Annotated in this window: 22 protein-coding genes and 1 riboswitch; of the genes, 17 read left to right on the forward strand and 5 right to left on the reverse strand. The window is 73.3% G+C overall.

Annotated elements, in window-relative coordinates; translation table 11 throughout:
- Positions 1-23: 23 nt before the first annotated feature.
- Together ACFYOS_RS14505 and ACFYOS_RS14510 are read right to left on the reverse strand one after the other, a co-directional pair.
- Positions 24-914 (reverse strand): septum formation family protein, encoded by an 891-nt coding sequence (locus ACFYOS_RS14505; RefSeq protein WP_387140604.1) that lies wholly within the window; start codon positions 912-914, stop codon positions 24-26.
- Between the two features lie 140 nt (positions 915-1,054).
- Positions 1,055-1,942: a septum formation family protein gene (locus ACFYOS_RS14510; RefSeq protein ID WP_387140372.1), complete on the reverse strand. Its 888-nt coding sequence runs from the start codon at positions 1,940-1,942 to the stop codon at positions 1,055-1,057.
- A gap of 253 nt (positions 1,943-2,195) precedes the next feature.
- Here ACFYOS_RS14510 and rpe point away from each other — a divergent pair, with 253 nt between their 5' ends.
- The 17 genes from rpe to pheT all read left to right on the forward strand — a co-directional run bounded on the left by rpe (position 2,196) and on the right by pheT (position 17,571).
- Complete coding sequence (gene rpe, locus ACFYOS_RS14515; protein WP_387140375.1) at positions 2,196-2,876, forward strand: ribulose-phosphate 3-epimerase; 681 nt, start codon at positions 2,196-2,198, stop codon at positions 2,874-2,876.
- Positions 2,809-3,834: a response regulator gene (locus ACFYOS_RS14520; protein ID WP_387140607.1), complete on the forward strand. Its 1,026-nt coding sequence runs from the start codon at positions 2,809-2,811 to the stop codon at positions 3,832-3,834. The genes rpe and ACFYOS_RS14520 overlap by 68 nt, the downstream gene beginning before the upstream one ends.
- Before the next feature lie 81 nt (positions 3,835-3,915).
- A riboswitch (FMN riboswitch) is annotated at positions 3,916-4,088 on the forward strand.
- Positions 4,089-4,257: 169 nt separating this feature from the next.
- Positions 4,258-5,319 carry a bifunctional diaminohydroxyphosphoribosylaminopyrimidine deaminase/5-amino-6-(5-phosphoribosylamino)uracil reductase RibD gene (gene ribD / locus ACFYOS_RS14525; RefSeq protein ID WP_387140378.1) on the forward strand — a complete coding sequence of 354 codons (1,062 nt, stop codon included), beginning with the start codon at positions 4,258-4,260 and terminating at the stop codon, positions 5,317-5,319.
- 1 nt (position 5,320) lies between these two features.
- A complete protein-coding gene (locus ACFYOS_RS14530) occupies positions 5,321-5,932 on the forward strand; it encodes a riboflavin synthase (protein WP_387140381.1) in 612 nt (203 codons plus the stop codon).
- Positions 5,932-6,627: a nicotinamide riboside transporter PnuC gene (pnuC, locus tag ACFYOS_RS14535; protein ID WP_387140384.1), complete on the forward strand. Its 696-nt coding sequence runs from the start codon at positions 5,932-5,934 to the stop codon at positions 6,625-6,627. Before ACFYOS_RS14530 ends, pnuC begins: the two co-directional genes overlap by 1 nt.
- Positions 6,624-7,892 carry a bifunctional 3,4-dihydroxy-2-butanone-4-phosphate synthase/GTP cyclohydrolase II gene (locus tag ACFYOS_RS14540; RefSeq protein ID WP_387140386.1) on the forward strand — a complete coding sequence of 423 codons (1,269 nt, stop codon included), beginning with the start codon at positions 6,624-6,626 and terminating at the stop codon, positions 7,890-7,892. Before pnuC ends, ACFYOS_RS14540 begins: the two co-directional genes overlap by 4 nt.
- Positions 7,893-7,894: 2 nt before the next feature.
- Positions 7,895-8,392 carry a 6,7-dimethyl-8-ribityllumazine synthase gene (gene ribH / locus ACFYOS_RS14545; protein WP_387140389.1) on the forward strand — a complete coding sequence of 166 codons (498 nt, stop codon included), beginning with the start codon at positions 7,895-7,897 and terminating at the stop codon, positions 8,390-8,392.
- 135 nt (positions 8,393-8,527) lie between these two features.
- A complete protein-coding gene (locus tag ACFYOS_RS14550) occupies positions 8,528-8,791 on the forward strand; it encodes a phosphoribosyl-ATP diphosphatase (protein WP_091263821.1) in 264 nt (87 codons plus the stop codon).
- A gap of 48 nt (positions 8,792-8,839) precedes the next feature.
- Positions 8,840-9,685, forward strand: coding sequence for an ATP phosphoribosyltransferase (gene hisG, locus ACFYOS_RS14555; RefSeq protein ID WP_387140392.1), 846 nt, complete (start codon positions 8,840-8,842; stop codon positions 9,683-9,685).
- Entirely contained in the window at positions 9,682-10,644 is a 963-nt protein-coding gene (locus ACFYOS_RS14560) for a DMT family transporter (protein WP_387140394.1), read from the forward strand. The genes hisG and ACFYOS_RS14560 overlap by 4 nt, the downstream gene beginning before the upstream one ends.
- Positions 10,641-11,111: a PH domain-containing protein gene (locus ACFYOS_RS14565; RefSeq protein WP_387140397.1), complete on the forward strand. Its 471-nt coding sequence runs from the start codon at positions 10,641-10,643 to the stop codon at positions 11,109-11,111. The genes ACFYOS_RS14560 and ACFYOS_RS14565 overlap by 4 nt, the downstream gene beginning before the upstream one ends.
- Positions 11,112-11,552: 441 nt before the next feature.
- Positions 11,553-12,179: a translation initiation factor IF-3 gene (gene infC / locus ACFYOS_RS14570; RefSeq protein ID WP_387140400.1), complete on the forward strand. Its 627-nt coding sequence runs from the start codon at positions 11,553-11,555 to the stop codon at positions 12,177-12,179.
- A gap of 19 nt (positions 12,180-12,198) precedes the next feature.
- Positions 12,199-12,393 carry a 50S ribosomal protein L35 gene (gene rpmI / locus ACFYOS_RS14575; protein ID WP_091309655.1) on the forward strand — a complete coding sequence of 65 codons (195 nt, stop codon included), beginning with the start codon at positions 12,199-12,201 and terminating at the stop codon, positions 12,391-12,393.
- Positions 12,394-12,425: 32 nt separating this feature from the next.
- On the forward strand, positions 12,426-12,818 hold the full coding sequence (gene rplT / locus ACFYOS_RS14580) for a 50S ribosomal protein L20 (protein ID WP_222957518.1): 393 nt from the start codon (positions 12,426-12,428) through the stop codon (positions 12,816-12,818).
- Positions 12,819-12,850: 32 nt separating this feature from the next.
- Positions 12,851-13,738, forward strand: a complete 888-nt coding sequence (locus ACFYOS_RS14585; RefSeq protein ID WP_387140404.1) for a TrmH family RNA methyltransferase — start codon at positions 12,851-12,853, stop codon at positions 13,736-13,738.
- 170 nt (positions 13,739-13,908) lie between these two features.
- Complete coding sequence (gene pheS / locus ACFYOS_RS14590) at positions 13,909-14,982, forward strand: phenylalanine--tRNA ligase subunit alpha (protein ID WP_387140407.1); 1,074 nt, start codon at positions 13,909-13,911, stop codon at positions 14,980-14,982.
- Positions 14,983-15,021: 39 nt separating this feature from the next.
- The gene (pheT, locus tag ACFYOS_RS14595) at positions 15,022-17,571 is read left to right on the forward strand and encodes a phenylalanine--tRNA ligase subunit beta (protein WP_387140409.1); all 2,550 of its coding nucleotides are present in this window, start codon (positions 15,022-15,024) and stop codon (positions 17,569-17,571) included.
- 101 nt (positions 17,572-17,672) lie between these two features.
- Here the strand turns inward: pheT and ACFYOS_RS14600 are convergent, their stop codons facing one another.
- Genes ACFYOS_RS14600 through ACFYOS_RS14610 form a run of 3 tightly spaced genes read right to left on the reverse strand, consistent with a single transcriptional unit; the run spans position 17,673 to position 19,686 of the window.
- The gene (locus tag ACFYOS_RS14600; protein WP_387140412.1) at positions 17,673-17,906 is read right to left on the reverse strand and encodes a hypothetical protein; all 234 of its coding nucleotides are present in this window, start codon (positions 17,904-17,906) and stop codon (positions 17,673-17,675) included.
- A gap of 20 nt (positions 17,907-17,926) precedes the next feature.
- Positions 17,927-18,769 carry a hypothetical protein gene (locus tag ACFYOS_RS14605; protein WP_387140415.1) on the reverse strand — a complete coding sequence of 281 codons (843 nt, stop codon included), beginning with the start codon at positions 18,767-18,769 and terminating at the stop codon, positions 17,927-17,929.
- Complete coding sequence (locus ACFYOS_RS14610) at positions 18,766-19,686, reverse strand: ATP-binding cassette domain-containing protein (RefSeq protein ID WP_387140418.1); 921 nt, start codon at positions 19,684-19,686, stop codon at positions 18,766-18,768. Before ACFYOS_RS14610 ends, ACFYOS_RS14605 begins: the two co-directional genes overlap by 4 nt.
- Positions 19,687-19,972 lie beyond the last annotated feature (286 nt).

Here is a 19,972-nt window from a genome sequence, read left to right on the forward strand (position 1 = left end):
GGTGGGCCGGTGGCCCGCCCCGCTCACCGGACCGGCAGTCCCTTGCTGCCGGCGCCCTTGAGCGAGCGGGTCAGCGTCCGGTCCGACACCCAGAGGAAGCACTGCACGCCGCGCTCGCCGTCCTTCCACTCCTCCTCGAAGGGGTGGTAGATGATCGTGCCGGCCCGGTACTGCATGTCGCTGTTGTTCGGCACCTTGACGTACGTCGCGATCAGGCCCCGGCAGGCCTTGTGCGCCCGCAGCGAGGTGCGCTCGAACTCCGCGTACGAGATGTCCGGGAACTGGTAGACCCCGACGAACTCGGCGTGGTGCTTCGCGGTGCAGGAGACCGGCCGCATCTCCTCGATGTCGTCCTTGACCAGCTTGGGGTTGAAACAGCCGTAGGCCAACGGGGAGCCCGCCGTGAGCGCGCCCCGCAGGCTGGCCGCACGCGGGACGACGCTGCCGTCGTCGAGGCTGTTCACTTCGGAGACGTCGCAGCGGAACCAGCGCGCGCCGCCGGTCCAGGCCGACGCCGAGGGGAGCACGACGGAGACCATCAGGCGGCCGGCGCGCCAGTCCGACCCCACGGCCTTGCTGACCTGCGTGTTGCACTCGGCCCGGGCCGTGCGCATCCCGGTCGACCCGGCGCGCGGGGGCGCGCTCCGGTCGGCGTCCGAGCCGGTCAGCGTGCCCACGTGCAGCGTCTCGGACCGGTGCGAGGTGGTGCAGGCGACCGGGTTGTAGCCGCTCAGATAGCCGACGTCCTGGATCGTGACGTGGCAGGTCCCGGCCTCCGGCACGAACGCCACGGCCTGCGGGAGCGCCGGCCAGTCATCGGCCAGGTTCCGGTCCACCCCGGCCGGCACGCCGCACCCGGCGAGCGCCAGTGTCGCCGCCAGGCTCCCGGCGGCCGCCGTCCACCATCGCCGCATCGCACCGACCTCCCCGTCGTCGTGGTCGCGCCGACCGGCGCCGATTGCCGGCTTCGATCCCTCCGGCTCAGCGCGGGTGGCGCCGCGCCGCGACCCGGAACGGTCGACCGCCACGGCGGTGCAGCATACGGCACTGTGGCTCAGCTGACGGGTAGTCCCTCCGGGCCGACCCCGCGCATCGACCGGGTCAGCTTCCGGTCGTCGCTCCACAGGAAACAGCGCACGCCCCGGTCGCCCTCCTCCCACTCGCGCTGGGAGGGCGGGTAGAAGATCGAGCCGGCCCGGTACGGCAGCTCGGCGTTGTTCGGCACGTCGGCGAAGACGGCGATGAGCGCCATGCAGCGGCGGTGCACCGCCGGGGCGGCGCGGAGGAAGTCCGCCCAGCTCATGCCGCGCTCCTCGGAGACACCGACGAACTCGGCTCGGTGCGGCTCGGCGCACAGCACCGGCGCCATGTAGTTGAGGTTGTCGCCGATCAGCTTCGGGTCGAAGCAGCGGTGCGCCAGCGGGTTGTCGCCGATCAGCGCGCCGCGCAGGCTGCCCACCCGGTTCACCGCGCGGGTGTTGTCGATGCTGTCGGTCTCGGCCAGGTCGCAGCGGTACCAGCGCGCCCCGGCCGCCCACCCGGCCGTGGTGGGCAGCGCGATGTTCATGGTGAGCCGGGCGGCGTGCCAGTCCCCGCCGATCACCTCGCGGGCCCGCTGGTCGCACTCGGCGCGGGCGACCCGCAGCGCGGGGGAGCCCGGTTCCGGCCGGGCGCCGGCCGCGGCCGCCCCGGCGAAGGTGCCGACGTGCACCACCTCGGCGAGGTGGTTGCGCGCGCAGTCCACCGTCTCGTACGTGCCGGCCTGCACCACCGCGGTGATCCGGGGCAGGCAGGCGTCGATGGCGGGGACGAACATCCGGGGCGCCGGGAGCGCGGGCCAGTCGTCGGTCAGGTCGCCGTCGGCCCGGTGCGGTGCGACGCAGCCGGCCAGAACCACCGTCGCCGTGCCGGCCAGCGCCAGCGCCAGGAGCCACCGTCGCATCGTCCGCCCTTTCCGGGAGATGACAGCCGGTCGCCACGGCCCGTGCGGCGTTCGCCACCGGGCGTGCGGCATGCGTGACAGTCCCTGTTGGAGTGTCGCCGTCTTTCGGTCGATCGGCCAGTGAGGCATGGCTTCACGTTCCGGATTCGTCCTCCGGACGGGCCAAGGCTGTACCACCGGTCACGGCTGGATCACAGCGAGTCCCCGGTGCCGTGCGGTGAGCGGTGGATGGCCGCGTTCGTACACTGGCCCGGTGACCGTACCGCCGCTGATCGTCGCGCCCAGCATCCTGGCCGCCGATTTCGCCCGCCTCGCCGACGAGGTCCGCGCCATCGAGCACGCCGCCGACTGGTTGCACGTCGACGTCATGGACAACCACTTCGTGCCGAACCTGACCATCGGGCTCCCGGTGGTGCAGAGCCTGCGCGCGGCGACCGAGCTGCCCTTCGACGTGCACCTCATGATCGAGGACCCGCGCCGCTGGGCCCCCGGGTACGCCGACGCCGGCGCGTACAACGTCACCTTCCACGCCGAGGCGTGCGACGACCCGGTGGCGCTGGCCAAGGACCTCCGCTCGGCGGGGGCGAAAGCGGGGCTGGCCATCGACCGGGACACCCCGATCGAGCCGTACCTGGAGCTGCTGCCCAGCTTCGACACGCTGCTGATCATGACGATCAAGGCCGGCTTCGGCGGACAGCGGTTCATCCCGCAGTTGCTGGACAAGGTGCGCACCGCCCGGCGGCACATCGCCACCGGCCACCTCGAGCTGCGCATCGAAGTCGACGGCGGGATCGCCGCCGACACCATCGAGCAGGCCGCCGAGGCCGGCGCCGACGCCTTCGTCGCCGGCACCGCAGTCTACGGCGCTGACGACCCGGCCGAGGCGGTACGCCGGCTGCGCGGCCTGGCGGAACGCGCGACGACCGGGGCCTGACGTGGACCTGGCCGGCGAGCGACCCGACGTCATCCTGGTCGTCGACGACGACGAGGACATCGCCCGCTTCGTCGAGTTCAACCTGCGGCTGCACGGCTTCGAGGTGCTGCACGCCGGCGACGGCCAGGAGGCCCTGGAGGTCATCGAGCGGCAGCGGCCGGACCTGGCCGTGGTGGACCTGATGATGCCCCGGATCGACGGCCTGGAGCTGACCCGCCGGCTGCGCGCCGACCCGATGACCTCGGCCCTGCCGGTGATCATGCTGACCGCCAAGGGCATGACCGTGGACAAGGTCAACGGCCTCAGCGCCGGTGCCGACGACTACCTGGTCAAGCCCTTCGACACCGCCGAGCTGGTCGCCCGGGTCAGCTCCACGCTGCGGCGCAACAAGGAGTTCCGGGAGGTCTCCCCGCTGACCGGGCTGCCCGGCAACAGCCGGATCCGCCGGGAGATCAGCGACCGGGTGCGCAACGGCGTGGACTACGCGGTCGGCTACATCGACATCGACCGGTTCAAGAGCGTCAACGACCGGTACGGCTTCGTCCGCGGCGACGAGTTCATCTCCGCGCTGGCCCGCAGCCTGCACCGGGCGGTGGTCTCGATCGGGCTGCCGCCGGCCTTCCTCGGCCACGTCGGTGGCGACGACTTCGTGATCGTCTGCACGCCCGCCCAGGTCCGGCCGCTGACCAGCCGGGCCGTGGTCGACTTCGAGAAGGGCGCCGACGCCCTCTACGACCCCACCGACCGGGAGCGCGGCTTCGTCGAGCTGAAGGACCGACGGGGCAACATCCGGCGGGCCGCCCTGGTCACCCTCTCCATCGGGGTCTCCCTCTCCGACTCGGGAAAGCGGTTCACCAACCCCCTGGAGGCGATCGCCGTCGCCTCCGACATGAAGTCGGTCGCCAAGAGCCAACCCGGGTCGTACGTCGCGGTCGACCGGCGTCGGGGCATGACGTGACGATCCGGTCCTCGCTGTGAGGTAGCTCGCCCTTGTGGCACGACCCCCCGCCGGGCGTGTAAGACTTCCCGTGTACCCACCACGCGCTGGCGGGGCTCGGTGAAATTCCGAACCGGCGGTGATCCACGGTCCGACCGTGGTAAGCCCGCGACCCGGACGGCTTCGGCCGGACGGTGGACCTGGTGAGAATCCGGGGCCGACGGTTGGGGTGCGGCTCGTCCGCCCCCAGACAGTCCGGATGGGAGACAGCGCGCGGGACGGGGAGGCCCCTGCCGGCCGCTGACACCCTCAGCCGCCGCGTGGGCTTCCCGGGGTCGGCTGTGCCGTCCCCGGATCTCCGCCGCCGCCTGTTCGCGGCATCCGTGCCGCCACCTCCCAGCCCCGCCCGCGCGCGACCGGCGAGTGAGAGGGCAGGGTCAGGCGATGGCGAGCGTCTCCATCGACGAGGCGATGCGTCGCGCGATCACGCTGGCCGCCCGCGGCCTCGGTACCACCAGCCCCAACCCGGTGGTCGGCTGCGTCCTCCTCGACCCGGACGGCGAGATCGTCGGGGAGGGGTTCCATGCGTACGCGGGTGGTCCGCACGCCGAGATCGTCGCCCTCGCCCAGGCCGGCGAGCGGGCCCGCGGCGGTACCGCCGTGGTCACCCTGGAACCCTGCGATCACACCGGCCGCACCGGCCCCTGCAGCCACGCGCTCATCGCGGCCGGGGTCGCCCGGGTGGTGGTCGCCGTGCCGGACCCCAACCCGGTCGCCTCCGGCGGCGCCGCCACCCTGCGCGCCGCCGGGATCCAGGTCGAGTCCGGGGTACGCACCGAGGAGGCCGAGGCCGGCAACATCGCCTGGCTCACCTCGATGCGCCGCGGCTGGCCGTATGTGATCTGGAAGTACGCCGCCACCCTCGACGGGCGCTCCGCCGCCGCCGACGGCACCAGCATGTGGATCACCTCCGAGGCGGCCCGGATCGACGTGCACGCCCTGCGCGGCACCGTCGACGCGGTGCTCGCCGGGGTGGGCACCGTGCTCGCCGACGATCCCCGGCTGACCGCCCGCAACCTGCGCGACGGCACCTTGGCCATCCGGCAGCCGCTGCGCGTGGTGGTGGACAGCTCGGGGCGTACCCCGGCCGACGCCCGGGTCCGCGACGGCGCCGCCCGGACCTGGATCGCCACCGCCGCCGAGGTCGGCGCCGGGCCGGACGGCCGGGTCGACCTGCCGGCGCTGCTCGCGGAGCTGCACCACCGCGGCATCCGGGCCGTCCTGCTGGAGGGCGGCCCCCGGCTGGCCGGCGCGTTCCTCGCCGCCGGCCTGGTCGACAAGGTCGTCGGATACGTCGCGCCGAAGCTGCTCGGCGCCGGCCCGACCGCGCTGCTCGACGCCGGCGTGACGACCATCGCCGACGCCATCGACCTGGAGCTCACCGACGTTATGCAGGTCGGCCCCGACCTGCGGATCACCGCGCTGCCCCGGAAGAGGGAGGCCTGACATGTTCACCGGCATCGTCGAGGAGCTGGGCGAGGTCGTCCGGACCACCGAGACCGGGGGTGACTCCGCGCTGGTCGCCGTCCGCGGCCCGCTGGTCACCTCGGACGCCCGGCACGGCGACTCGATCGCGGTCAACGGGGTCTGCCTGACCGTCGTCGACGTCGACGGCGGGGTGTTCACCGCCGACGTGATGGGGGAGACCCTGCGCCGCTCCGCGCTCGGCGCGTTGCGCCCCGGTCACCCGGTCAACCTGGAACGCGCCGCCGCCCTCGGCAGCCGCCTCGGCGGGCACCTGGTGCAGGGGCACGTCGACGGGGTCGGCGAGATCATCTCTCGGGAGCCGGCGGCGCAGTGGGAGACGGTCCGCTTCCGGCTTCCCGCCACGCTGTCCCGCTACGTGGTGGAGAAGGGCTCGATCACCGTCGACGGCGTCTCGCTGACGGTCGCCGAGGTGGGCGACGACTGGTTCGCCGTCGGGCTGATCCCGACCACCCTCAAGCTCACCACCCTCGGTGCCAAGGGCGTCGGCGACCCGGTCAACCTCGAGGTGGACGTGCTGGCCAAGTACGTCGAGCGGCTGCTCGGCGACCGGCCGGCGGGAGGTGGGCGGTGATGGGTCCGCTCGGTTGGCTGCTCGACGCCCAGGTCCAGGTCGCCGGCTCGCCGGTGCTGGTCCGGGAGATCGTCGGCAACATCTTCGGCCTCGCCTCCGCGCTGCTCGGGCTGCGCCGGCTGGTCTGGGCCTGGCCGGTCGGCATGATCGGCAACGCGCTGCTGTTCACCGTCTTCCTCGGCGGGGTCTTCGCCACCCCGCAGGCGCACGACCTCTACGGCCAGGCCGGCCGGCAGGTCTTCTTCTTCGCGGTCAGCGTCTACGGCTGGTGGCGCTGGTCGCGTAACCGCCGCTCGGAAGGCGGGGCGCAGCCGGCGGTCACCCCGCGCTGGGCCACCTGGCGGGAACGGCTGGGCCTGCTCGCCGCCGCCGTGATCGGCACCGCCCTGGTGGACCCGGTGCTGGCCGCGCTCGGCTCCTGGGGCCCGCTGCCGGACGCCTGGATCCTGGTCGGCAGCCTGCTCGCCACGTACGGCATGGCCCGCGGCTGGGTCGAGTTCTGGCTGATCTGGATCGCCGTCGACGCGGTCGGCGTGCCGCTGCTGCTCCAGGGCGGCTTCTACCCGTCGGCCGCGATGTACCTGGTCTACGGCGGGTTCTGCGTCGCCGGTCTGGCCGCCTGGTGGCGCACCTCCCGGGCCACCCCACCCGCCCGCACCCCGATCCCGTCGACGTACTCGGAGGCAGTGGCATGACCACCACGTTTGGCAGCATCGAGCAGGCGGTGGCGGACATCGCCGCCGGCCGGCCCGTCGTCGTGGTCGACGACGAGGACCGGGAGAACGAGGGCGACCTGATCTTCGCGGCCGAGCTGGCCACCCCGGAGCTGGTCGCGTTCATGGTCCGCTACACCTCGGGCTACATCTGCGTGCCGCTCACCGAGAGCGAATGCGACCGGCTGGACCTGCCGCCCATGCACCACACCAACCAGGACCGGCGGGGCACCGCGTACACGGTGACGGTGGACGCCCGGGAGGGGGTCACCACCGGCATCTCGGCGGCCGACCGGTCGCACACCATCCGGTTGCTCGCCGACGCCGGCACGGATCCGACCGACCTGGCCCGCCCCGGGCACGTGGTGCCGCTGCGCGCCCGCGAGGGCGGGGTGCTGCGCCGGCCCGGGCACACCGAGGCGGCCGTCGACCTGACCCGGCTGGCCGGGTTGCGCCCGGCCGGGGTGCTCTGCGAGCTGGTCAACGACGACGGCACCATGATGCGCCTGCCGGACCTGGAGAAGTTCTGCGCCGAGCACGGGCTGACCCTGATCACCATCGCCGACCTGATCGCGTACCGGCGGCGGACCGAGAAGCAGGTGGAGCAGGTCGCCGAGGCGCGGATGCCCACCCCGTACGGGGTGTTCCGGGCGCTCGGCTACCGCAGCGACTTCGACTCCGCCGAGCACGTCGCGCTGGTCATCGGCGACCTCGGCGACGGGCAGGACGTGCTGGTCCGGGTGCACTCCGAGTGCCTGACCGGGGACGTCTTCGGCTCGCTGCGCTGTGACTGCGGCCCCCAGCTGCAGGCCGCCCTGGCCCGGGTGGCCCGGGAGGGGCGCGGGGTGGTGCTCTACGTGCGCGGACACGAGGGGCGCGGCATCGGCCTGCTGCACAAGCTGCAGGCGTACCAGCTCCAGGACCAGGGCCGGGACACCGTGGACGCGAACCTCGACCTGGGGCTGCCCGCCGACGCCCGCGACTACGGAACCGGCGCGCAGATCCTCTACGACCTCGGCGTCCGCTCGATGCGGCTGCTGACCAACAACCCGGCCAAGCGGGCCGGCCTGGAGGGGTACGGCCTCACGGTGAGCGGCCGCGAGGGGCTGCCCATCCGGTCGAACCCGGAGAACGTGCGTTACCTGCGAACCAAGCGGGACCGGATGGGCCACCTCTTGGAGGGGCTGGACGAGGTGACCGAGGCGCCGATGGGCCGCCCGGTCGCCGGCGACGAGATCGGAGCATAGGGATGGCGGGATTCGGGGAACCGGGCGTCAGCGCGGTGGATGCCGCCGGGCTGACCGTCGGCATCGTGGCCGCGCGTTGGCACGGCGACCTCACCGACCACATGGTCGACCGGGCGGTGGCCGCCGCCGAGGCGTGCGGCGCGCGGTCCGTGGTGGCCCGGGTGGCCGGCTCGGTGGAGCTGCCCGTGGTGGCCCAGGCGATGGCCCGCCGGTATGACGTGGTGGTCGCCCTCGGCGTGGTGGTGCGGGGCGCCACGGCCCACTTCGACTACGTCTGCCAGTCGGTGACCGAGGGGCTGACCCGGGTGGCGCTGGACGAGGGCAAGCCGGTGGCGCACGGGGTGCTCACCGTGGAGACCATCGACCAGGCCCGGGACCGGGCCGGGCTGCCGGGCTCGGCGGAGGACAAGGGCTGGGCGGCCACCGTCGCGGCCCTGGACGCCGCCCTGGCGATCCGCGGCCTCGACGCGACCAACGGCCACCGGGTCGGCTTCGCCTGATCGACGCGGCGTCGTCGGCGAGCCGCGGCGACACCGTCATGATCACGGAAGGAGCAGGTCCAGCATGTGGTCGCCGTCCCGCCAGGCGGACCCGGGAGGCGTGGTCACCCGGAGCGGCTGGAAGAATCGCATCCCGTGAAGACGTTCGAGGAGTTGTTCGCCGAGCTGCAGGCCAAGGCCGCCGCCGGCGCCCCGGGCTCGGGCACGGTCGCCGCGCTCGAGAAGGGGGTGCACTTCATCGGCAAGAAGGTGGTCGAGGAAGCGGCCGAGTCGTGGATGGCCGCCGAGCACGAGGGGCCGGAGCGGGCTGCCGAGGAGATCTCCCAGCTGCTCTACCAGGCCCAGGTGCTGATGCTGGCCACCGGCCTCGAGCTGAAGGACGTCTACCGACACCTGTGAGTGGCGCCGTCCGCTGATCACCTGATCGATCGAAGGAGCACTCCACCCATGCTGCGTGTCGCCGTACCGAACAAGGGCGCGCTGGCCGAGTCGGCCGCCCAGATGCTGCGCGAGGCGGGCTACCGCCAGCGCACCGACCCGAAGGACCTGGTCAGCCGGGACGAGCCCAACGACATCGAGTTCTTCTACCTCCGCCCCAAGGACATCGCCACCTACGTCGGCTCGGGTGACCTCGACGTCGGCATCACCGGCCGTGACCTGCTGGTCGACTCCGGCGCGCCGGCCGAGGAGATCGTCGACCTGAACTTCGGCCAGGCCACCTTCCGCTTCGCCGCCCGCCCCGACGACGTCGACTCCGTGCAGCAGCTCGGCGACCACCGGATCGCCACCGCGTACCCGGGGCTGGTCGAGCGGCACCTGGCCGAGCTGGGCGTCAAGGCCGAGGTGATCCGCCTGGACGGCGCGGTGGAGAACGCGATCCGCCTCGGCGTGGCCGACGTGGTCGCCGACGTGGTGGAGACCGGTGCCACGCTGCGTCAGGCCGGGCTGGTGGTCTTCGGTGAGCCGCTGCTGCGCTCCTCGGCGGTGCTGGTCCGCCGGGTCGGCGCCCCCGGCGGCGTCCAGCAGGAGCAACTGCTGCGCCGGCTGCACGGCGTGCTGGTCGCCCGCCGGTACGTGATGCTCGCCTACGACGTGCCGGCCGGCCTGCTCGACCGGGCCAGCTCGCTGACCCCCGGCATCGAGTCGCCGACCGTCTCCCCGCTGCACCGGGAGGGCTGGGTCGCGGTGCAGGCGATGGTCCTGCGCGACGACGCGCACCGGATCATGGACGAGCTCTACGACCTGGGTGCCCGCGCCATCCTCGTCACCAACATCCACGCCTGCCGGCTGTGAGGTCGCTGCCGGCTCCGGCCGCCCTGTCCGTGGTCGTGTTGGGTGGGGTGGCCTCCGCCGCGCAGGGCCTGGTCAACTCTGAGTTGGGGGAGCGGGCCGGCAACCCGGTGCTCGGCGCGGTGGTCAACAACGTGGGCGGCTGTCTGCTGGTCCTGGTCGGGCTGTTCGCGCTGCCCTCGATGCGGGCCGGGCTGGCCGTGCTGCGCCGTTCCCGGCTGCCCTGGTGGTCGTACCTGGGCGGGCTCGGCGGTGCGGCGATCGTGGTGATCGGCACGTACGTGGTGCCCGTGCTCGGGGTGGCCGTGTTCACCATCGCCCAGGTGGCCGGGGGCAGCCTGGGCGGGCTGGCCGTGGACCGGGCCGGGCTGGCCCCGGTGGGCCGGCTGCCGCTGACCGGGCCCCGGGTCGCCGGGGCGCTGCTCGGGGTGGCCGCGGTGACCCTCGCCCAACTCGGCCGCCCGGTCGGTGACCTGGCGGTCGGGCTGGTCCTGCTGGCGGTCGTCGGTGGCCTGGCGGTGGCCCTGCAGTCCGCGCTCAACGGGCGGGTCTCGGCCGCCGGCACCACCGCCGCCGGTATCGCGGTCAACTTCGCCGTCAGCACCCCGGCCATCCTCGTCGTGGCCGCGCTCGCCGGGGCGTTCGCCGCCTGGCCGCGCTGGCCCGGGCAGTGGTGGCTGTACGGCGGCGGCCTGCTCGGGGTCGGCATCGTGCTCTCCCTGCTGGTCGGCGTCCGCGCCGTCGGGGTGCTGCGGACCGGCCTGGCGTTGGTCGCGGGGCAGCTCGGCGGCGCGCTGGTGCTGGACCTGGCGGTGTCGGGCGGCGCCGGGGCGCACTGGCCGGTGCTGTCTGGCGCGGGGCTGACCGTGGTGGCGGTGCTGGTGGCTGGCGTGCGGCGGCGCACGCCGGTTCGTGTGGCGCCGGAACGGGAGCCCGAACCGGATGGCAGACTGGTCGGGTGAGCGATTCCGTGGTGACCTTGCGGCCGCGCCGCATCCGGCTGGTCTGCTGGGTGTCGGCCGTCACTCTGGTGGTGGTGTTCAGCCTGGTGGCCACCTCGCTGACCGGTTCCACCGGGGATGGCTACGGCACGTTCCAGCGGGGCGACCAGCTCGCCATGATCGGGCTGGGTGTCTTCGGCGCCCTCGGCATCCTGCTTTTCACCCGACCCCGGGTGGTGGCCGACGCCAAAGGTGTGCGGGTCCGCAACGTGATCGGCTCGCACGAGTTGCCGTGGGAGGTCGTCCGGGGGGTCCGTTTCGACCGGGGCGCCCCCTGGGCGAGCCTGGAGCTGTACGACGACGACCTGCTGCCGATGGTCGCTCTGCAGGCAGCCGACAAGGAGCGTGCGGTGGAGGGCGTTCGCGCCCTGCGCCGCCTCCACCAGGCCCACCTGGCCGCCGTCGCCGCCGATCCCGCCGCCCACTGACCCCACCCGTCCGCCGGGCCGCCGCCGCCCGCCCACGTGGCCGCAGATTCACGGAAAGAGTGGTCATTCCGCGCCGAATGGCCACTCTTTCCGTGAATCAGGCCCCGAGGCGGCGGGGGAGCCCGGTTTGGGGAGGGGTGGGGTGGGGGTGTAGTGTTGCGGAGTCGACCAGACTGCCCCCGTCCCTGACGTGCGGGTGGTCCCTGAAGCGGAGCGCCTGCTCCCACCCGAGTCGCCCCCGTAGGCGGCCGGGTCCGGTCCTCCGGTTCCGGGCACGTCCCGGTTCCGGATGCGCGATCATGTGATCGTGCCGACCGGTCGAGTGGGCCCTGGCATGCGCCGGGGCCTTCTGCTTTCCGGGTCGGCTCCCGCCCGGGAGCCCGCGGAGTCGGCACCGTAGGAGACTCGACTCGAGGAGGCCCCATCAGCGTCGAACCACGCGTGAACGAGCAGATCCGGGCACGTGAGGTCCGACTGGTCGGCCCTGAAGGTGAGCAGGTGGGCATCGTCCCGCTGGAGCGCGCCCTTCAGCTGGCCGCGGACGTCGACCTGGACCTGGTCGAGGTTGCGCCGATGGCGCGCCCGCCGGTGTGCAAGCTCATGGACTTCGGCAAGTTCAAGTACGAGAGCGCACTGAAGGCGCGCGAAGCGCGGCGTAACCAGCAGCAGACCGTCATCAAGGAGATGAAGCTCCGGCCGAAGATCGACCCGCACGACTACGAGACCAAGAAGGGTCACGTGGTGCGGTTCCTCAAGGCCGGCGACAAGGTCAAGGTGACGATCATGTTCCGCGGTCGCGAGCAGAGCCGCCCGGAGCTTGGTTACCGGCTCCTGCGTCGGCTCGAGTCCGAGATCTCGGAGCTGGGGTACGTCGAGGCCGCGCCGAAGCAGGACGGCCGCAACATGATCATGGTGCTCGCGCCGCACCGCGCCACCAAGGCCGCCGCGGTCGCCGCGACGACCACCCGGGGCGGACCCCGGGAACGGGCCGCGGAAGGCGCCCCGGAGGCCGGCGAGACCGCAGCAGCCGGTGAGACCGGCACGACCGCTGAGACCAGCGGCCCGTAACAGGGGAGAGACGTTCCACATGCCGAAGATGAAGAGCCACACGGGTATGGGCAAGCGGGTCAAGGTCACCGGCAAGGGCAAGATCGTTGCCCAGCAGGCTGGCCTCCGCCACAACCTGGAGAAGAAGGCCTCCACCCAGACCCGCCGGCTGACCGGCACGGTCGAGCTGGCCAAGGCCGACACCAAGCGAATCAAGAAGCTGCTCGGCCGCTGACGCGCGCCACCTGAACCGAAGAAGGAGTTGAGATGGCACGCGTCAAGCGGGCTGTGAACGCCCAGAAGAAGCGTCGTACCCTGCTGGAGACCGCGAGCGGCTACCGCGGTCAGCGCTCCCGCCTCTACCGCAAGGCCAAGGAGCAGGTGCTGCACTCGATGCAGTACTCCTACCGGGACCGTCGTGACCGCAAGGGCGACTTCCGGCAGCTCTGGATCCAGCGGATCAACGCCGGCGCCCGGGCCAACGGCCTGACCTACAACCGGCTGATCCAGGGCATGCGCCTGGCCGGCATCGAGGTCGACCGCAAGATCCTGGCCGACCTGGCCGTCAACGACGCCGCGGCGTTCGCCGCGATCGTCGAGCTGGCCCGCGCCGCCGTGGCGGCCGAGGGCACCGGTGGCGCCGCGGCCCAGGCCGCCTGATCCACCCGTAGCAGCAGATCGAGGCGTCTCCCATGCAGTCACCATCGCGCGGGAGGCGCCTCGACGCTGTCTCCGGCCCGTTCACCCCGCGGACCCCCAGGATCGTCGCCGCCCGCCGGCTCCAGCGCCGCCGGGACCGCGAGACCACCGGCCGGTTCCTGGCCGAGGGGCCGCAGGCCGTCCGCGAGGCGCTGGGCCGCGCCGGCACCGTTGTCGAGCTGTTCGGCACGCCGGCCGCCCTGGACCGGTACGCCGACCTGGCCGCACTGGCCGCCCGGGCCGACATCCCCGTCTCCGAGGTCACCGAGGAGGCCCTGGCCGCGCTCGCCGAGACCGTCGCCCCGCAGGGCCTGGTCGCCGTGTGCCGGCACCTCGACGTACCGCTGGCGCAGGCCCTCGCGCGCGGGCCGCGGCTGGTCGCGGTGCTCGCCGAGATCCGCGACCCGGGCAACGCCGGCACCGTGCTGCGCACCGCCGACGCGGCGGGCGCGGGAGCGGTGGTCTTTGCCGGCGACGCGGTCGACCCGTACAACGGCAAGTGCGTGCGGGCTTCCGCCGGCAGCCTCTTCCACGTCGACGTGGTCCGCTCGCCCGACCCTCTCGAGGCGGTCGGCGCGCTGCGGGCCGCCGGGCTGTCGGTCTTCGCCACCACCGGGTACGGCGAGAGCGACCTCGACGACCTGGCCGACGGCGGCCGGCTCGCCACCCCCACCGCCTGGTTGTTCGGCTCGGAGGCGCACGGGCTGCCCGAGGAGCTGACCGAGGCGGCCGACGCCCGGGTCCGGGTGCCGCTGCACGGGCGCGCCGAGAGCCTGAACCTGGCTGCGGCCGCGGCCGTCTGCCTGTACGCTTCAGCCAGAGCACTGCGCCGACCGTCGTCCGGTGGCGCGGCACACAGAGCAGGGGAGTCGTCCACGTGATGAACGCGCCACGGCGTTCGTTTAGCCAGCCCGCCGGTGTCGGCGGGCGGCGGGCCTGACCCTTCCTCCTGCGGAACTCCCACCGGCGGGCTGCGGCGAAGCCGCGCGTCCGTAGACTCGCCTAGCCGCCCGTGAGGGCCGGCGCCGCCGTGAGGGAGTGCCCGTACGCCATGAGCTACCGCAACGATCCGTACGACCCGAAGCAGGTCGCCCTGCTCGACCCGGACGCCCTGGCCGCGGCCGTGGCCGACGCCGAGAAGGCGTTCGCCGCCGCCGCCGACCCGGACGTGCTGACCGCCCTGCGCCCCGCGCACCTCGGGGACCGCTCCCCGGTCGCCCTCGCCCGCCGGGAGATCGGCGCGCTGCCGCCGGCCGGCAAGGCCGATGCCGGCAAGCGGGTCAACGAGGCGCGACGTGCCATCGAGACCGCGTACGGGGCCCGGCAGGAGACCCTGGAGCAGGAGCGGGCCGAGCGGGTGCTGGTCGAGGAGCGGGTCGACGTGACCCTGCCCTACGACCGCCGGCCGCGCGGCGCCCGCCACCCGCTGAGCACGCTGATGGAGCAGATCAGCGACCTTTTCATCGGGATGGGCTACGAGATCGCCGAAGGCCCCGAGGTCGAGCTGGAGTGGGCCAACTTTGACGCCCTGAACATCCCCGCCGACCACCCGGCGCGCGGCCTGATGGACACCTTCCACATCGGCCCGCCGCCGGGCGCGGAGAGCTCCGGCCTGGTGCTGCGCACCCACACCTCGCCGGTGCAGGCGCGCACCATGCTCACCCGCAAGCCGCCGATCTACGTGGTCGTGCCCGGCCGGGTCTACCGCACCGACGAGCTGGACGCCACCCACGCCCCGGTCTTCCACCAGGTCGAGGGCTTGGTGGTGGACAAGGGGATCACCATGGCGCACCTGCGCGGCACGCTGGACCACTTCGCCCGGGCCATGTTCGGCGAGGGTGCGAAGACCCGGTTCCGGCCGCACTACTTCCCGTTCACCGAGCCGTCGGCCGAGTTCGACGTCTGGTTCCCGGAGCACCGGAACGGTCCGCAGTGGGTCGAGTGGGGCGGCTGCGGCATGGTCAACCCGCGGGTGCTGCGCGCCTGCGGCATCGACCCGGAGGTCTACTCAGGATTCGCGTTCGGCATGGGCATCGACCGGACCGTGATGTTCCGGCACGGGGTCAGCGACATGCGGGACATGGCCGAGGGCGACGTGCGGTTCACCCGCGCGTTCGGGGCGTAGACGGCGCGGCACGAGTTACGGAGACGGTGGTTCACAGTCATGCGAGTTTCTGTCAGTTGGCTGCGGGAGTATGTCGACCTCCCCGCCGATCTGCCCGCCGGCGACCTGGAGCAGGCGCTGGTCGACCTCGGCATCGAGGTCGAGTCCATCGAGGACCTGCGGGAGAATGTCACCGGTCCGCTGGTGGTCGGTGAGGTCCTGGAGATCGAGGAGCTGACCGGCTTCAAGAAGCCGATCCGCTTCTGCCGGGTCGACGTCGGGGCCGCCAACGGCACCGGCGAGCCGCAGGAGATCGTCTGCGGGGCGCGCAACTTCGCCCAGGGCGACCGGGTGGTGGTGATCCTCCCCGGCGGCGTGCTGCCCGGCAACTTCGTCATCGGCGCGCGCAAGACGTACGGGCGCACTTCCGCCGGCATGATCACCTCGGCCAAGGAGTTGGGCCTGGGCGACGACCACTCGGGCATCATCGTGCTGCCCGAGGACACCCCGGCCAAGCCCGGCGACGACGCCCGCCCGGTGGTCGGCCTGGACGACGTCGTGGTCGACATGGAGATCACTCCCGACCGCGGGTACGCGCTGAGCGTGCGGGGCATCGCCCGCGAGCTGTCGCACGCCCTCGGCGTGCCGTTCCGCGACCCGGCCGCGATCCCGGCGCCCGGTGGCACCACCGAGCCGGCCTACCCGGTCGAGGTGCGGGACCCGGTCGGCTGCGACCGGTTCGCCGCCCGGATGGTCCGCGGCATCGACCCGACCGCGGAGACGCCCGGCTGGATGCACCGGCGGCTCACCGTGGCCGGCATCCGCAGTATCTCGCTGCCGGTCGACATCACCAACTACCTGATGCTCGAGCTCGGCCAGCCGATGCACGCCTTCGACGCCGACCGGATCAGCGGCCCGCTGGTGGTCCGCCGGGCCGCGCCGGGGGAGAAGCTGACCACCCTGGACGGGGTCACCCGCACGCTCGTCGCCGAGGACATGGTGATCTGCGACGACACCGGGCCGATCTCGCTCGCCGCGGTGATGGGCGGCGAGACCAGCGAGGTGATCGCCTCCACCACCGACGTGCTCTTCGAGGCGGCGCACTGGGACCCGGCGATGGTCGGCCGCACCGCCCGCCGGCACAAGCTGTTCAGCGAGGCCGCCAAGCGCTGGGAGCGGGGCGTCGACCCGGCCCTGCCGCTGGTCGCGCTGGAGAAGGCGGTCCGGCTGCTCACCGAGCATGCCGGCGGCACGGTCGGCACCGAGATCCTCGACCTCGACCACGTCCGGCCGCGTACCCCGATCACCCTGCCGGCGGACCTGCCGTCGCGGCGGGTCGGGGTGGCGTACGCCCCGGAGCGGGTGATCGAGCTGCTGGAGCAGGTCGGCTGCACCGTCAGCCGGGGCACCGACCGGCTCGGCGAGGACCCGGGCGAGGTCGGGGTGGCCGCCGCCGGTGGCGGCAACGTGCTCAGCGTGACCCCGCCGACCTGGCGGCCCGACCTCACCGACCCGGCCGACCTGGTCGAGGAGGTGGTCCGGCTCGACGGGTACGACCAGGTGCCGTCGGTGCTGCCCACCGCGCCGCCCGGCCGCGGCCTCACCTGGCAGCAGCAGCGCCGCCGGGCGGTCGCCCGGTCGCTCGCCGAGCGCGGGTACGTGGAGGTCCTGGCGCACCCGTTCGTCTCCCCGGAGCTGGCCGACCAGCTCGGCCTACCGGCCGACGACCCGCGCCGCCCGGCGGTGCGGGTGGCGAACCCGCTGTCCGAGGAGCAGCCGCTGCTGCGCACCATGCTGCTCGGCCCGCTGCTCGGCATCCTCAAGCGCAACGTCAGCCGGGGACTGCGCGACCTGGCGATCTACGAGATTGGCACGGTGTTCCACCCACGTCCGGGGGTCGGCGCCCCGCCGGCCATGGGCGTGGACCGTCGCCCGACCGCCGAGGAGTTCGCCGCCGCCGACGCGGTGGTGCCCGACCAGCCTCGGCACGTCGCCGTGGCGCTCGCCGGCGAGATGGAGCCGGGCGGCTGGTGGGGCGCGGGCCGGGCGGCCGGCTGGGCGGACGCCGTCGAGGCCGGCCGGATCGCGCTCGCGGCCGCCGGCATCCCGGCCGATCGGGTCACCGTCCGGGCCGCCGAGTGCCCGCCCTGGCACCCCGGCCGCTGCGCCGAGCTGCGGGTGGACGACACGACGGTCGGGTACGCCGGTGAGCTGCACCCGGCCGTGGTGGCGGCGCTGGAGCTGCCCCGCCGCACCAGCGCCATGGAGCTGAACCTGGACGCGCTCCCCGCCGCGCCGCTGGTGGCCGGCCCGGCCATCTCCACCTTCCCGCCCGCGCTCATCGACGTGGCCCTCGTCGTGGCCGACTCGGTCCCGGCCGCCGAGGTGGAGCGGGCGTTGGCCGAGGGGGCCGGCGAGCTGCTGGAGGACGTCCGGCTCTTCGACGTGTACGCCTCCGAGCAACTCGGCGCGGGCCGCAGGTCACTGGCGTACAAGCTGACGTTCCGGGCCCCGGACCGGACGCTCACCGTCGAGGAGGCGGTGGCGGCCCGGGACGCGGCGGTCGCGCGGGCGGCGGAGCGCTTCGGCGCCACCCTGCGCGGCGCCTGACCGGTTGGGTGGTCCTCGGGCTGGTGGCGGCCGGCGCCTCGCGTCGGCCGCCGTCGGCCTGTGGTGGGCCCGCCGCGGGGGCGGTCCGGGCGTGACGCCGCTCAGCGCTCGGGGTGGCGGCGGACGAAGTCCTGGTACGTCTCGTTGGCGAGTTCGATCTCGCGGACCTGCGCAGCCAGCTCGGCCTGCCGGATCTCCGCGGCGGCCCGGGCGTGGGCCAGTCGCAACTCGTGTCGTCGGTCCCGGGCGCGCGACCAGCTCCGGACGGCGGCCCAGGCGATCCAGCCGCCGGACGCCGCCAGCCCGGTCACCACGAAGGCGAGCAGGAACTCCATCTCACGACTCCTCCGCTCCGTCAGCCGACGTCCCGTCGTGCCGCCAGCCAGCTGCCCGACCCGAACATGACCAGAACGTAGCCCAGCAGGACCAGGGTCGGCACCAGCGCGCCGGAGGACGCCAGCACCCCCGGCGTGCCCCCGTCGAACTGGGATCGCGCCCCCAGCGCGCCGGCCAGCGCGCCGGAGCTCGGTGCCAGCAGCACCTTCTGCACCACCGTCAGCGGGCTCAGGGCGAGGGCGAGCGCGCTGATCGCGTTCTCCAGGACCAGGGTCCAGATCAGACCGACCGCGATGGCCGTGGTGGCGCTGCGGAACGCGATCGCGAGGAACCAGCCCACGCCGGCGTGCGCGGTGCAGATCAGCCAGGCCCCGGCCACCGCGGCAATGAGCCGGTCGGCGGACGGCCAGTCGGCGGCCCGTCCCTCGATCACGGCCAGCGACCCGGTGGTCAGCGCCAGCACGCCGAAGGTGAGCACCGCGATCAGCAGGGTCAGTCCGCACAGGACGACGGCCTGCCCGGCCATCACCTGCGCCCGTCGTGGCCGCTGGGTGAAGACGAGATTCCAGGTTCCCCAGCGGTACTCGTTGCCCACCACGAGCGCGCCGAGGATCACCAGGATGGCACCCCCGAAGAGCGGGAACAGCCCGATCCCGGTCGGCACCAGCTGACTCGGCAGGACGGCGGCCAGCAGGGATTCGGCGGACTTCGCCTCCTTCGGGTCACCGGCCAGCGCCAGGTGCACGAGGTAGGGCACCCCGATGCCGAAGGCGAGCGCGAGGAGGATCCAGGTCGCGGTGACCGTCCACACCGCCGGCCGCTTCCGGTCGGCGAACCAGGCCGCCCGCACCGCTGCCATCATCGGGCGCCCCCCGTCGTGGTCGTCTGCTCCTGTCGGTGGTGCCGCGCGGGCGCGGTCAGTTCCAGGAACGCCTCCTCCAGCGAGTGCCGGAGCGGGCGCAGTTCCCGCACGTCGATTCCGGCCTCGACCAGCCGGCGGTTCAGTGCCGCGGCCAGCGCCGGGTCCGTGGTGACCCGGAGTCCCCCGTCGACCGGCTCCACCGACCGGACCCCGTCGTGCCCGCGCAGGCACGCCGCTGCCTCGGCCATCGGGTCGGCGTCGATCAGCAGCACCGCCTGGCCGAGCGACTCGCGCAGCTCGTCCGGCGTGCCGTCGGCGATCAGCCGGCCGCCGTCGATGACCACGATGCGGTCGCAGATCTGCTCCACCTCGCCGAGGACGTGACTGGACAGCAGCACGGTGCGTCCGCGCCGGCCGAGCGTGCGGAGCAGTTCGCGGATGTCGGTCACCCCGGCCGGGTCGAGGCCGTTGGTGGGCTCGTCCAGGATTAGCAGGCTCGGCTCCTTGAGCAGGGCGGCGGCCACGCCGAGACGCTGCTTCATGCCCAGCGAGTAGGTCCGGAAGGCCGATCCCGCCCGGTCGGTCAGGCCGACCTCGGTCAGCACCCGGTCGGCGGCGCGGTCCGGCACGCCCGCGTACCGGGCGGCGAGCCGCAGGTTGTCCCGCCCGCACAGGTGCGGGTAGAAGGCCGGCGACTCGATGAGGGCACCCACCCGGGCGAGCTGCTCCGGCGTCCCGGGCGGTCGACCCAGCACCCGGATCCGCCCGCTCGTCGGCCGGACCAGCCCGACCAGCATGCGCATGGTGGTGGTCTTGCCGGCGCCGTTGGGGCCCAGGAACCCGAGGACCTCGCCCTCACGGACCCGCAGGTCAAGACCGTCGACCGCGGTGACACCGCCGGGATAACGCTTGGTCACCTCATGAACTTCAATGGCAAAACGGTCATTCCTCAACGTGACGTCGCAATCGTACGATGCCGAGCAAAGAGCCGGCGGGCCGGATTTTCCGTTGCGTTCATCTGCCGTCCCTCGAATTCCCGACCGCAACACAGAGTTAATTGTATGCCGTCAATTAACTGTCGGTTCCGCGCGGCGTGGGTCGGTGGCGACTCGCCTGATCATGCGGTCGCCTCGGCATGACCCGTCGCCGCCAGCGGCCAGTCCGGCCGTTATGAAAGGCCTCTTGACCTGCGGCAGCGTGGAC

The sequence above is a fragment of the Micromonospora sp. NPDC005806 genome (assembly GCF_042871425.1).
Taxonomy (GTDB): domain Bacteria; phylum Actinomycetota; class Actinomycetes; order Mycobacteriales; family Micromonosporaceae; genus Micromonospora.